Raw genomic sequence first — 13,028 nt, forward strand, 5'->3', positions numbered from 1 at the left:
GCCAGATAAAAACAGCCGATGATCGAGTATACTCAGCCCGGTTCGAGGGGGCGGGTGAGAGTCAGCCCCCTTTTTGTTTTAGCCCGATTTCACGGAGAGCAGGTTTGCGGGTCAGGCGTTCGTTAACGATTAAGCAGATGGCGACAGTGTCCGGCGTGGCGCTGGTCACGATCTGCATCTTTATCGTGATCCAGTTATTCCACTTTGTGCAGCAGCGCAGGGATGACTACGCCCAGCAACTGGAGAATATCGCTCACTCCGTGCGCCAGCCGCTGGCGGAAGCGGTGCTGCGGATGGACGTGCCGGAAGCCAAAAGGGTGCTGAACACCCTGTTGCCGGTCGGCATTCTCAGTCGGGCGGATATCGTCTTGCCGAACGAGTTTCAGGCGCTGCACGCCAATTTCCCGCCGGAGCGGCCGGTGCCGACGCTGATCGCCCGGCTGTTTGAACTGCCTATCCAAATTTCCGTGCCGCTCTATTCGCTGGAACGGGTGCCGGCCAACCAGCAGCCGCTGGCCTATCTGGTGCTGCAGGCCGATTCGTTCCGCATGTACCAGTTTATCCTCAGCATTTTGTCGACCATGCTGTCGACCTACCTGCTGCTGGCGCTGATCCTGTCGGTGGCCATCACCTGGTGCATGAACCGGTTGATGGTGCACCCGCTGCGCGCGATGGCCAAAGAGCTGGAGAACATCTCGCAGGACGAAGCGCCCTATCACCAACTGATGCTGCCGGCGCTGCACCAGGACGACGAGCTCGGCCTGCTGGTGCGCAACTACAACCGCAATCAACAGACGTTGGCCAAGGCGCATGCCGACATGAGCCGCCTGAGCACCCGCCACCCGGTGACCGAATTGCCAAATCCGGCGTTGCTGAACGCGTTGCTGGAACAGCATATCGCCTCCAGCCTGCGCCCCGAGCGTTTTAACCTGTTGGTGATCGGCATCGAGACGCTGCATGAAGCGTCTGGCGTGATGAGCCCGGCGATGCGTGAAGCGTTGCTGCTGGCGTTGGCGAAGAAGCTGCGCGGCTGCATCGACGAAAACGGCGTGCTGGCACAGCTGAGCAATACCGAATTCGCCATTCTGGCCAAGGGCATCGAGCGGCCGTTCCACGCCATGCAGCTGGCGCGGCGTATCATGGCGGAGATCAACGCGCCGTTGACGCTGGAAGGTTTGGCGCTGCGGCCCAACGCCAGTATCGGCATCGCGCACTACCTCAATCAGGGGGAGAGTGCGGAACAGCTGCTGCGCAGCGCCACCTCGGCGATGATGTCCGCGCACCGCGAAGGAAAAAATCAGATCCTGTTCTTCGAGCCCAGCCTGACGGAACGCACGCAGAAGCGGTTGACCCAGGAGAGCGAGATCTTGCACGGCATCGAGCAGCGGCATTTCACGCTGTTCCTGCAGCCGCAGATCGACATGCAGTCCAACGAGGTGATCGGCGCCGAAGCGCTGCTGCGTTGGCAGCAGTATGACGGCAGCTATACCCTGCCGGCCGACGTTATCCCGCTGGCGGAAGAGCTGGGTGTGATCGTGCCTCTCGGCAACTGGGTGTTGGAAGAGTCCTGCCGCATCCTGGCGGACTGGCAGCAACGCGGCATTGCGCTGCCGCTGGCGGTCAACGTTTCCGGTATTCAGATGCAACATGAGGCGTTTGTTCCGCATCTGAAAAACCTGCTGGCGCAGTATCGGATCGATCCGCGCAAGCTGCTGCTGGAGATCACCGAGACGGTACGCATCGACGATCTCGACCACGCGCTGGCGCTGCTGCGTGAGCTGCACGATCTGGGATTGTCTATCGCGCTAGATGACTTCGGCATGGGCTACTCCAGCCTGGAGTACCTGAACCGGTTGAAATCCCTGCCGATCGATTTGATCAAAATCGACCGCAGCTTCATTCAGGGGCTGCCGGCCGACGATGCGATGGCGCGTATCGTCAGTTCGATCTCCGAAGTGCTGGCGTTACCGGTGATGGCCGAAGGCGTGGAAAACGCCGGGCAGCGCGACTGGCTGCTGCAGCACGGCATTCGCAGCGGGCAAGGATTCCTGTTCGCCCGGCCGCTGCCGCGCGAAGCGTTCGAAGCCGAGTTTTGCCGCGCGGCGCCGTGAGCGCCGCGTGACCTTTCCGGTACTTTTCCCCGTCCGAAAATCGCTATTCTTCATATACCTCTTTTGCGTTAGTGCAAACAAAGGCTTACGCAATTTTCAGCTTTGCACCTCGACTGACGCGTTTCAGCTCTTAAATTCACATCAACCCTCAGGGGCGGGTGCAACAAATTATTTCCATGTTGTTAAGTGGGTGTTATTTTCCGCGCAAGCAATGAACAGGCTGGATTTTTAGACTGCTGCCTGGTGCGTGTCTTCCCCCCATAGGATGTTCATATGAAAACAACGATCTTTAAGAGCCTCTATTTTCAGGTACTGACGGCGATCACGCTGGGTATCCTGCTTGGCCATTTCTACCCTGACCTCGGCGCCGAGATGAAACCTCTGGGCGATGGCTTCGTCAAACTGATCAAGATGATCATCGCACCGGTGATCTTCTGCACCGTGGTGACCGGCATCGCCGGCATGGAAAGCATGAAGGCGGTGGGGCGCACCGGCGCCATCGCGCTGCTGTATTTTGAAATCGTCAGCACCATCGCGCTGATTATCGGTCTGGTGATCGTCAACCTGGTGCAACCGGGCGCCGGCATGAACGTCGATCCCGGCACGCTGGACGCCAAGGCGGTGGCGGTCTACGCCGAGCAGGCACAGCAGCAGGGCATCATTCCGTTCCTGCTGGACATCATCCCCGGCAGCGTGATCGGCGCGTTCGCCAGTGGCAACATTCTTCAGGTGCTGCTGTTCGCGGTACTGTTCGGCTTCGCCCTGCATCGTCTGGGCGACAAAGGGCAGCTGATCTACAACGTGATCGACAGCTTCTCGCGGGTGATTTTCGGCATCATCAACATGATCATGCGCCTGGCGCCGCTGGGGGCCTTCGGCGCTATGGCGTTTACCATCGGTAAATACGGTGTCGGCACCCTGGTGCAACTCGGCCAACTGATCGTGTGCTTCTATATCACCTGTATCCTGTTCGTGGTGGTGGTGTTGGGCAGCATCGCCCGCGCCAACGGCTTCAGCATCTTCAAATTCGTCAACTACATCAAAGAAGAGCTGCTGATCGTGCTGGGGACCTCGTCGTCCGAATCCGCGCTGCCGCGCATGCTGGATAAAATGGAGAAGCTGGGCTGCAAGAAATCAGTGGTGGGTCTGGTTATTCCGACCGGGTACTCCTTCAACCTGGACGGCACCTCTATCTACCTGACCATGGCCGCGGTGTTTATCGCTCAGGCGACCAATACCCACATGGACATCATGCATCAGATTACCCTGCTGGTGGTGCTGCTGCTCTCCTCCAAAGGGGCGGCGGGTGTCACCGGCAGCGGCTTTATCGTGTTGGCCGCCACCATCTCCGCCGTCGGCCACCTGCCGCTGGCCGGCCTGGCGCTGATCCTCGGCATCGACCGCTTCATGTCGGAAGCCCGTGCGTTGACCAACTTGGTGGGCAACGGGGTGGCGACCGTGGTGGTGGCAAAATGGTGTAACCAGCTGGATGAAAAACAGCTGAAAGACACGCTGAACAACAAAAACACCGGCGCGGACAAAACGCTGCCTTCCGCCTGATATCGGCGGTAAATCACCGGCCGCATCCGCGGCCGGTGAGGTTCTTCCCCTGCCTCGTAACGATTTTTTGCATTAAAAACCCCGCAATCCATTATTTTTCACTCTAATGAGTGACATCCGCAAAGGCGCGCGGTCTAACACGGTGGTACACTTTCTGCTTTCCGCCCCACCGTGAAACTCAGGGCGTATTTTTATGATTCCATTGAATGGAATACACGCATTTGCATAAGAAATTGGATAGTCATTAAGTAGGGGTTCACATGCAGGGCACCAGAATTCATCTTATAGTTGGTGGGTTGCTATTGGCTGCAGCCAGTAGCAGCGTGCAGGCTGAAGCACTACAACCCGACCCTGCCTGGCAGCAGGGGGCGTTGGCCAACGGGTTTTCATGGCAGATTCTCGATACGCCGCAGCGGCCGAGTGACCGCGTTGAACTGCGGCTGATCGTCAATACCGGCTCTTTGGTGGAGTCTTCTCAGCAGACCGGCTTTGCCCATCTGCTGCCGCGGCTGGCGTTGGCGCGTAGCGAAAGCTTCACGGCGCCGCAGCTGCGCGCCCTGTGGCAGCAGAGCGTGGATAACGAGCGGCCGCTGCCGCCGGCTATCATCTCGTATGATTTCACCATGTATAACCTCAGCCTGCCGAACAACCGGCCCGACCTGCTGAAAGAAGCGCTGGCCTGGCTGGCGGATACCACCGGCAAACTGGCGATCGACGAGCATACGGTGCATGCGGTGATGAATTCCAGCATCAATCCGGTCGGCACTTTCCCGCCTAATACCCAAGACGTCTGGTGGCGTTACCGCCTGAAAGGCTCGACGCTGCTGGCGCACGATCCGGCGCAGCCGGCAAAACGGCCGGTCAACCTCGAGCAGCTGAAGAAATTCTACCAACAGTGGTATACCCCGGATGCCATGACGCTGTTCGTGGTCGGCAAGGTTGACAGCCGCAGCCTGGGCGAGCAGATCAACAAGGCGTTCTCGCCGCTGCAAGGCAAACGTGAAACCCCGGCCCCGATGCCGACGCTGACACCGCTGCCGCAGCAGCCGGTGAGCCTGATCAGCGAGCAGGTGAAACAGGACACGCTGTCGATCATGTGGGATTCGCCGTGGCACCCGATTCGCGATTCGCAGAGCCTGCTCCGTTACTGGCGCGGCGATCTCGCCCGCGAGGCGCTGTTCTGGCATCTCCAGCAGACGCTGGAAAAAAGCGAACAGAAGAGCCTGCATCTGGGCTTTGACTGCCGCGTGCAGTATCAACGAGGGCAGTGCGCCATTCATCTGGATACGCCGAACAACAATCTGAACGGCAGCCTGGGCTTTATTGCCCGCGAGCTGGCCAACGTGCGTGACAACGGCCTGTCGAAAGAAGAATTCGATGCGTTGCTGGCGCAGAAAAACGATCAGCTGAGCAAGCTGTTCGCGACCTACGCCCGTACCGACACCGATGTGCTGATGAGCCAGCGTCTGCGCTCGCAACAGAGCGGGGTGGTGGATATCGCGCCGGAGCTGTATCAGAAGCTGCGCCAGGAGTTCCTGTCCAGCCTGACGCTGGAGACGCTGAATCAGGCGCTGAAGCTGCAGCTTTCTCAGGAGGCGACGCTAGTGCTGATGCAGCCGAAGGGCGAGCCGGAAATGAGCATGAAGCAGCTGCAGGAAACCTATGACGGCATCATGATGCCGGCGCCGGCGGTGGTGACGGAAGAAGCCAAGCCGGCCGACGCCGCGGTGGCAGCGCCGGCGACGGACGCCAGCGCGCAGTAATTCGCCGCAGGGGGGCTCAGGCCCCCTCAGTTGCGGTACAGCACCTTGATGATGTGGTAACCGAACTGGGTTTTGACCGGGCCGTAAGGTTTGAGCAGCGGGATGCTGAACACCGCTTTATCGAACGCCGGCACCATCGCGCCTTTGTTGAACTCGCCCAGCGAGCCGCCGTTGCGTTTTGACGGGCAGCTCGAGTATTTGCGCGCCAGCGTGTCGAAGCTGACGCCGCGCTTCAGCTTGGCCAGCAGCTCGTTGGCCAGCTTTTCATTGTCTACCAGAATGTGCAGGGCGCACGCCGTTTTTGCCATGGTATTGCCTTTGTCGATGCGAAAATTGCGCTGATTATACCCGCTAAATCTCGTCGGCGCTTTCTGCTACAATTCCCTTCCACGTTTTACAGCCGAGCAAGCCAGCACCATGCGATTAAACCCCAGCCAACAACAAGCCGTCGAATTCGTTACCGGGCCCTGCCTGGTGTTGGCCGGTGCCGGTTCCGGCAAGACGCGCGTTATCACCAACAAGATAGCCCACCTGATCCACCACTGCGGCTACCAGGCGCGGCACATCGCCGCCGTGACCTTTACCAACAAGGCCGCGCGCGAGATGAAAGAGCGCGTGTCGCAAACCCTGGGGCGCAAAGAGGCGCGCGGGCTGATGATTTCCACCTTCCATACCCTGGGGCTGGAGATCATCAAGCGGGAATACGTGGCGTTGGGGATGAAATCCAACTTCTCGCTGTTCGACGACCAGGATCAGCTGGCGCTGTTGAAAGAGCTGACCGAAAAGTGGCTGGAAAGCGATAAAACGCTGGTGGCGCAGCTGATTTCGACCATCTCCAACTGGAAAAACGACCTGATCGATCCCCAGCGGGCGGCGGAGCTGGCGCGCTCGGAGCGCGACAAGCTGTTCGCCCACTGCTACGGCCTGTACCACGCCCATATGCGGGCGTGCAACGTGCTGGACTTCGACGACCTGATCCTGTTGCCAACGCTGCTGTTGCAACGCAACGAAGAGGTGCGCGAACGCTGGCAGCAGCGCATCCGCTACCTGCTGGTGGATGAATACCAGGATACCAACACCAGCCAGTACGAGCTGGTGAAGCTGTTAGTGGGCAACCGCGCGCGCTTTACCGTGGTGGGTGACGATGACCAGTCGATCTACTCCTGGCGCGGCGCGCGGCCGCAGAACCTGGTGCTGCTGAAGGAGGATTTCCCGGCGCTGCAGGTGATCAAACTGGAGCAAAACTACCGTTCCAGCGAGCGCATTCTGAAGGCGGCCAATATCCTGATCGCCAATAACCCGCACGTGTTTGAAAAACGGCTGTTTTCCGAGCTGGGGTATGGCGAAGAGCTGAAAGTGGTGACCGCCAACAACGAGGAGCACGAAGCCGAGCGGGTGGTGGGGGAGCTGATCGCCCACCACTTCGTGAAAAAGACCAACTACGGCGACTATGCGATCCTGTACCGCGGCAACCACCAGTCGCGGGTGTTTGAAAAGATGCTGATGCAGAACCGCATTCCGTACAAGATTTCCGGCGGCACCTCGTTCTTCTCGCGCCCCGAGATCAAGGATCTGCTGGCCTACCTGCGCGTGCTGACCAACCCGGAGGACGACAGCGCCTTCCTGCGCATCGTCAATACCCCCAAGCGCGAGATCGGCCCGGCGACGCTGCAGAAGCTCGGCGAATGGGCCAACCAGCGCAACAAGAGTTTATTCCACGCCAGTTTCGATCTGGGGCTGAGCCAGCACTTGACCGGGCGCGGGCTGGAATCGTTGCAGCGCTTCACCCATTGGCTGGGCGGCATCGCTCAACAGGCGGAGCGTGAGCCGGTGGCGGCGGTGCGCGATCTGATCCGCGGCGTGGATTATGAAAGCTGGCTGTTTGAAACCTCGACCAGCCCGAAGGCCGCCGAAATGCGGATGAAGAACGTCAACACGCTGTTCGGTTGGATGACGGAGATGCTGGAAGGCAACGATTTGGACGAGCCGATGACGCTGACCCAGGTGGTGACGCGCTTCACCCTGCGCGACATGATGGAGCGCGGCGAAAGCGAAGAAGAACTGGATCAGGTACAGCTGATGACGCTGCACGCCTCCAAGGGGCTGGAGTTCCCTTACGTGTTCCTGGTGGGCATGGAAGAGGGCCTGCTGCCGCACCAGAGCAGCATTGACGAAGACAATGTCGACGAAGAGCGGCGTCTGGCCTATGTGGGGATCACCCGCGCGCAAAAAGAGCTGATCTTCACCCTGTGCCGCGAGCGCCGTCAGTACGGTGAGCTGGTGCGGCCGGAGCCGAGCCGCTTCCTGCTGGAGTTGCCGCAGGACGATTTGGCGTGGGAAACCGAGCGCAAAGTGGTGAGCCCGCAGGAGCGGATGCAGAAAGGGCAGAGCCATCTGGCCAATATCCGCGCCCAGCTGGCCAAGGCCAAAGGCGGGAATTAAAAAGACAGGGCGCTCATCGCGCCCTGGTCATTTCAACGTTGTTCTTCCAACCGCAGCGTCCAGTGGACGTAGCTCTGCCAGTGGCTTTCCTGCTCCAGCGCCTCGGCGCGCAGCGGATGCTGTTCCAGCCACCCCGGCGGCAAAATCACCGTCAGTTCATCGTCCTGATTGGCGCGTAAACGCACCGCCGGCAGCGTGTCGTCGCGGCGGCGGCTGGCGAAGATGATCGCCAGGCGCAAAATGCGGCACAGACGCTGCGCGGTGCGCGGCGGCAGGGCGTTTTGCTGGTTCAACAGCGACAGGTCGAGAGGGTTGCTCTGGTTTTGCAGCAGGGTGGCCAGCAGTTTTTTCTGCGCCGGGGTAAAGCCGGGTAAGTCCAGATGGCGGATCAGGTAGGCGGCGTGTTGCGGCGCCTGCTTGAAATCGACGCTGAGGCCGAGTTCGTGGATCAGGCTGGCGCTGTGCAATAGCTCGCGACATCGTGCGTCCAACTGCCATTCGTTGGCGACCTGCTGCGAGAAATTGGCGGCGAGCTGGCTCACGCGTTCGGCCTGCTCGGTATCGATCAGGTAACGGCGCTGCAGGTTGCGGATGGTGCGGATGCGAATATCCTGCTCCACCGGCAGATGCAGCATGCCGTAAACCAGGCCTTCACGCAGCGCTCCGCCGGCCAGCATCATGCTCTCGATGCCGAGCTCCTGGAAAATGGCCAGCAGAATGGACAGGCCGCTCGGGAAGACCAGCGCGCGCTCCAGCGTCAACCCTTCGATCTCCAGCTCTTCCAGCTTGCCGCACTGAATGGCACGCTGTTTCAACTGGCGCAGCTTGGGCAGGGTGATGCGTTCATCCATGCCTTGCGCCACCATGATCTCCTGCAGCGCTTGCACGGTGCCGGAAGCGCCGACGCAGATCTGCCAACCTTGCTGGCGCAGCTGCGGTGCGATCGGCCGCACCATTTCGCGCGCGGCCTGTTCGGCGCGCTCGAAGTTTTCTTGCCCGAGGTTGCGGTCGCTGAAGTAGCGCTCCAGCCAGGTAACGCAGCCCATCGACAGGCTATACAGCTGCGATGCCTGTGCGCCGGTGCCGGTGACCAGTTCGGTGCTGCCGCCGCCGATGTCGACGACCAGCCGCTGATCCGGCCCGCCGGTGGTGTGCGCGACGCCGTGATAAATCAGCCGTGCCTCTTCTTCGCCGCTGATCACCTGCACCGGGCAGCCGAGGATTTGCTCGGCGACCTGCAGGAACTCATCGGCGTTGGACGCCAGGCGCAGCGTGGCGGTGGCGACGACGCGGATCTGCTCGCGCGGAATGTCCTGCAGGCGTTCGGAGAACAGCCGCAGACACTGCCAGCCGCGCTGCATGGCCTCATGCGACAGGTGATTGTGCTGATCCAGCCCGGCCGCCAGGCGCACCTTGCGCTTGATCCGCGCCAGAGTCTGAATGCTGCCGGCTACCTCGCGCACCACCAACATGTGGAAGCTGTTGGAGCCGAGGTCGATGGCAGCATAAAGCGTGCTGGAGCTGAGCATGGCGATCAGCTCGGGCGTTTACGGTTGCTGCGCGGCGCGCCGCCGCGACGAGGCGCGGAGTTGCGACGTGGGCCGTTGCCGCCGCGCGGACGCGACAGGCGCTTCGGCGCCGGCAGATCGGTCAGCAGCGCATCGCTGTTGTACTTGCTCACCGGAATGCTGTGGTCGATATAGGTCTCGATCGCCGGCAGGTTGAGCGCGTACTCTTCACACGCCAGGCTGATGGAGTGGCCGCTGGCGCCTGCTCGGCCGGTACGGCCGATGCGGTGCACGTAGTCTTCGCAGTCGTCAGGCAGATCGTAGTTGAAGACGTGCGTGACGGCGGGAATGTGCAGACCGCGCGCGGCGACGTCGGTGGCGACCAGGATATCCAGGTTGCCCTTGGTGAAATCGTCGAGGATGCGCAGGCGTTTTTTCTGCGCCACGTCACCGGTCAGCAGGCCGACGCGGTGACCGTCGGCGGCCAGATGGCCCCAGATGTCTTCGCAGCGGTGCTTGGTGTTGGCGAAGATGATGGCGCGATCCGGCCACTCTTCTTCGATCAGCGTCTGCAGCAGACGCATTTTTTCTTCGTTGGACGGGTAGAACAGCTCTTCTTTAATGCGGTGGCCGGTTTTCTGTTCCGGTTCCACTTCAACATATTCGGCGTTGTTCATCTGCTCAAAGGCCAATTCGCGTACGCGATAGGACAGGGTAGCGGAGAACAGCATGTTCAGGCGTTGATCGGCCGTAGGCATACGGCGGAACAGCCAACGGATGTCTTTGATAAAGCCAAGATCGTACATGCGATCGGCTTCATCCAGCACGACAACCTGCATCGCGCCGAGATCGACATAGTTCTGCTTGGTGTAATCGATTAAACGGCCGGTGGTGCCAATCAGAATGTCCACGCCGCTTTCCAGCACTTTCAGCTGTTTGTCGTAGCCGTCGCCGCCGTAGGCCAGGCCCAGTTTGAGGCCGGTGCTCTGGGAGAGCGCTTCAGCATCGGAGTGGATTTGCACCGCCAGTTCACGCGTAGGCGCCATGATCAAGGCGCGCGGCTGATTGGTCTGGCGATCCTGTTTCGCCGGGTGAGTCAGCAAATAGTGAAAAGTAGACGCCAAAAACGCCAGCGTCTTTCCGGTACCGGTTTGCGCCTGACCTGCAACGTCACGCCCGGAGAGCGTGAGCGGCAATGCTAACGCCTGGATAGGCGTGCAATTGTGAAACCCTTTTTTCTCAAGGGCTTCAAGGACTAACGGGTGCAGGGCGAAGTCGGAAAACTTCTGTTCGGTCAAGTGTGTTTTGCTCATAGTGTGGTAGAATATCAGCTAACTATTGCTTTACGAAAGCACATCCGTTGAAATAAACGCGGTGCAATAAAATCACCTTGAGTTGGTTAATGCTACACCAACAAGGTAGACATAATCCTGTGGAGTAGAACATGAGCGATAAAATTATTCACCTGACTGACAGCAGCTTCGAAGCCGATGTGCTGAATGCGGAAGGGCCGATCCTGGTCGATTTCTGGGCTGAATGGTGTGGGCCGTGCAAGATGATTGCTCCGATTCTGGATGAGATTGCCGAAGAGTTCGAAGGCAAACTGACCATCACCAAGCTGAATATCGATCAGAACCCGGCTACCGCGCCTAAGTACGGTATCCGTGGCATCCCTACGCTGTTGCTGTTCAAGAACGGTGAAGTGGCCGCGACCAAGGTTGGCGCGTTGTCTAAAGGTCAGCTCAAAGATTTCCTGAACGCGAATCTGTAATCGGGCGGGAAGCCCAGTATCAGGTGCCTGGCGGTGATGTTCAATTCACCGCTAGACGCCTGCCAAGAAGCGTGTTAAGTTTAACCACACTGCATATAGAACTTGCCCGAAGTTTTAAATCTAAAGAGTTTGAATCTAAAGCTATACTCTGTGTCGAACCACTGGCGTTGAAAGTAAACTGAACTCAGCCCGTGTTTTGGCAATCAAACGGTTTTGCAAAAATCATTTTTAAGGTACCTTCGATCTTCAACCGTCAATGCGTGCGCCCGATGTAAGCCATTTCTTACCGCGACGGCTCTGCGCCCGGTGATCGAACGTCCAGTAAACAGGCACGCATCTCGCTGCCATACCATTCACGATACAAGTTCGAGACATACCCCGAGTTTAAGAACCCACCACTATGAATCTTACCGAATTAAAGAATACGCCGGTTTCTGAGCTGATTACTCTCGGCGAAAATATGGGGCTGGAAAACCTTGCCCGCATGCGCAAGCAGGACATTATCTTCTCCATTCTGAAGCAACATGCGAAAAGCGGAGAAGATATCTTCGGCGACGGCGTGCTCGAGATATTGCAGGATGGATTCGGTTTCCTCCGCTCTGGAGACAGTTCCTACCTCGCCGGTCCCGACGACATCTATGTATCCCCTAGCCAAATCCGCCGCTTCAACCTCCGCACAGGTGACACCATTTCCGGTAAGATTCGTCCGCCAAAAGAAGGCGAGCGCTATTTTGCCCTGTTGAAAGTCAACGAAGTCAACTACGACAAGCCGGAAAACGCCCGCAGCAAGATCCTGTTCGAGAACTTGACGCCGCTGCACGCCAATTCCCGTCTGCGGATGGAGCGCGGCAACGGCTCGACCGAAGACCTGACGGCGCGCGTACTGGACCTGGCGGCACCGATTGGCCGCGGCCAGCGTGGCCTGATCGTGGCACCGCCGAAAGCCGGTAAAACCATGCTGCTGCAGAACATTGCGCAGAGTATCGCTTACAACCACCCAGACTGCGTGCTGATGGTGCTGCTGATCGACGAACGTCCGGAAGAAGTGACCGAGATGCAGCGCCTGGTGAAAGGTGAAGTGATCGCATCGACCTTCGACGAACCGGCTTCGCGCCACGTGCAAGTGGCCGAAATGGTAATCGAGAAGGCCAAACGCCTGGTTGAGCACAAGAAAGACGTGATCATTCTGCTTGACTCTATCACCCGTCTGGCGCGTGCCTACAACACCGTGGTACCGGCTTCCGGTAAGGTGCTGACCGGTGGTGTGGACGCCAACGCCCTGCATCGTCCGAAGCGTTTCTTCGGTGCGGCACGTAACGTGGAAGAGGGCGGCAGCCTGACCATCATCGCGACCGCGCTGGTTGATACCGGTTCGAAGATGGACGAAGTGATCTACGAAGAATTTAAAGGTACCGGCAACATGGAATTGCACTTGGCGCGTAAAATCGCCGAGAAACGCGTATTCCCGGCGATCGATTACAACCGCTCCGGTACCCGTAAAGAAGAGCTGCTCACCACCTCCGAAGAGCTGCAAAAAATGTGGATCCTGCGCAAAATCATTCACCCGATGGGTGAGATTGACGCGATGGAGTTCCTCATTAATAAGTTGGCGATGACTAAAACCAACGATGAATTCTTCGATATGATGAAACGCTCATAATTCGTTAAAAAATTCGCTGAACGCCACGCCTAGTCGTGGCGTTTTTCGCTTTTGGCGGATACGATAAGTAGCAGTAATGGAAAAGTAAGTTGTTTCCTCGACTTATTGAGAATTCATCTTGTTTGTCGGTCGGCGTTGCGTCGGTCGGCTTTGCTGCTGTCGTTTTGTCAGCCGATGCGAAGAAAATAGGCATGAATCACCGTTGTCATAGGA

At 58.8% G+C, this 13,028-nt stretch carries 9 protein-coding genes; 6 read left to right on the forward strand and 3 right to left on the reverse strand.

Going from position 1 to position 13,028, the window contains the following annotated elements:
- The first annotated feature begins 104 nt into the window (after nucleotides 1-104).
- The 3 genes from hmsP to ACMGGW_RS23495 all read left to right on the forward strand — a co-directional run bounded on the left by hmsP (nucleotide 105) and on the right by ACMGGW_RS23495 (nucleotide 5,434).
- A complete protein-coding gene (gene hmsP, locus ACMGGW_RS23485; protein ID WP_025304849.1) occupies nucleotides 105-2,111 on the forward strand; it encodes a biofilm formation regulator HmsP in 2,007 nt (668 codons plus the stop codon).
- Nucleotides 2,112-2,384: 273 nt separating this feature from the next.
- On the forward strand, nucleotides 2,385-3,671 hold the full coding sequence (locus tag ACMGGW_RS23490; RefSeq protein WP_016929514.1) for a dicarboxylate/amino acid:cation symporter: 1,287 nt from the start codon (nucleotides 2,385-2,387) through the stop codon (nucleotides 3,669-3,671).
- Nucleotides 3,672-3,931: 260 nt separating this feature from the next.
- Nucleotides 3,932-5,434 (forward strand): M16 family metallopeptidase, encoded by a 1,503-nt coding sequence (locus tag ACMGGW_RS23495; RefSeq protein ID WP_025304850.1) that lies wholly within the window; start codon nucleotides 3,932-3,934, stop codon nucleotides 5,432-5,434.
- A gap of 26 nt (nucleotides 5,435-5,460) precedes the next feature.
- Here ACMGGW_RS23495 and ppiC read toward each other — a convergent pair whose 3' ends face one another.
- Nucleotides 5,461-5,742, reverse strand: coding sequence for a peptidylprolyl isomerase PpiC (gene ppiC, locus ACMGGW_RS23500; protein WP_004934175.1), 282 nt, complete (start codon nucleotides 5,740-5,742; stop codon nucleotides 5,461-5,463).
- Nucleotides 5,743-5,851: 109 nt separating this feature from the next.
- Between ppiC and rep the strand changes: the two genes are divergently transcribed.
- Nucleotides 5,852-7,876: a DNA helicase Rep gene (rep, locus tag ACMGGW_RS23505; RefSeq protein ID WP_043142264.1), complete on the forward strand. Its 2,025-nt coding sequence runs from the start codon at nucleotides 5,852-5,854 to the stop codon at nucleotides 7,874-7,876.
- Between the two features lie 32 nt (nucleotides 7,877-7,908).
- Here the strand turns inward: rep and ppx are convergent, their stop codons facing one another.
- Together ppx and rhlB are read right to left on the reverse strand one after the other, a co-directional pair.
- The gene (ppx, locus tag ACMGGW_RS23510) at nucleotides 7,909-9,405 is read right to left on the reverse strand and encodes an exopolyphosphatase (RefSeq protein WP_043142260.1); all 1,497 of its coding nucleotides are present in this window, start codon (nucleotides 9,403-9,405) and stop codon (nucleotides 7,909-7,911) included.
- 5 nt (nucleotides 9,406-9,410) lie between these two features.
- On the reverse strand, nucleotides 9,411-10,697 hold the full coding sequence (gene rhlB, locus ACMGGW_RS23515; protein ID WP_025304853.1) for an ATP-dependent RNA helicase RhlB: 1,287 nt from the start codon (nucleotides 10,695-10,697) through the stop codon (nucleotides 9,411-9,413).
- Nucleotides 10,698-10,828: 131 nt separating this feature from the next.
- Here rhlB and trxA point away from each other — a divergent pair, with 131 nt between their 5' ends.
- On the forward strand, nucleotides 10,829-11,155 hold the full coding sequence (gene trxA, locus ACMGGW_RS23520; protein WP_025304854.1) for a thioredoxin TrxA: 327 nt from the start codon (nucleotides 10,829-10,831) through the stop codon (nucleotides 11,153-11,155).
- A gap of 400 nt (nucleotides 11,156-11,555) precedes the next feature.
- Complete coding sequence (rho, locus tag ACMGGW_RS23525; RefSeq protein ID WP_004934188.1) at nucleotides 11,556-12,815, forward strand: transcription termination factor Rho; 1,260 nt, start codon at nucleotides 11,556-11,558, stop codon at nucleotides 12,813-12,815.
- Nucleotides 12,816-13,028: the final 213 nt, after the last annotated feature.

Origin of the sequence: Serratia sp. BNK-4, from assembly GCF_048685115.1 — a bacterium.
In the GTDB taxonomy this organism is placed as follows: Bacteria; Pseudomonadota; Gammaproteobacteria; order Enterobacterales; family Enterobacteriaceae; genus Serratia; species Serratia bockelmannii.

Bases quoted from the DNA above. Each gene is read 5' to 3' on its own strand.
- ACMGGW_RS23490 (WP_016929514.1), top strand. From the start codon at position 2,385: ATGAAAACAACGATCTTTAAGAGCCTCTATTTTCAGGTACTGACGGCG.
- ACMGGW_RS23495 (WP_025304850.1), top strand. From the start codon at position 3,932: ATGCAGGGCACCAGAATTCATCTTATAGTTGGTGGGTTGCTATTGGCT.
- ppiC (WP_004934175.1), bottom strand. From the start codon at position 5,742: ATGGCAAAAACGGCGTGCGCCCTGCACATTCTGGTAGACAATGAAAAG.
- rep (WP_043142264.1), top strand. From the start codon at position 5,852: ATGCGATTAAACCCCAGCCAACAACAAGCCGTCGAATTCGTTACCGGG.
- ppx (WP_043142260.1), bottom strand. From the start codon at position 9,405: ATGCTCAGCTCCAGCACGCTTTATGCTGCCATCGACCTCGGCTCCAAC.
- rhlB (WP_025304853.1), bottom strand. From the start codon at position 10,697: ATGAGCAAAACACACTTGACCGAACAGAAGTTTTCCGACTTCGCCCTG.
- trxA (WP_025304854.1), top strand. From the start codon at position 10,829: ATGAGCGATAAAATTATTCACCTGACTGACAGCAGCTTCGAAGCCGAT.
- rho (WP_004934188.1), top strand. From the start codon at position 11,556: ATGAATCTTACCGAATTAAAGAATACGCCGGTTTCTGAGCTGATTACT.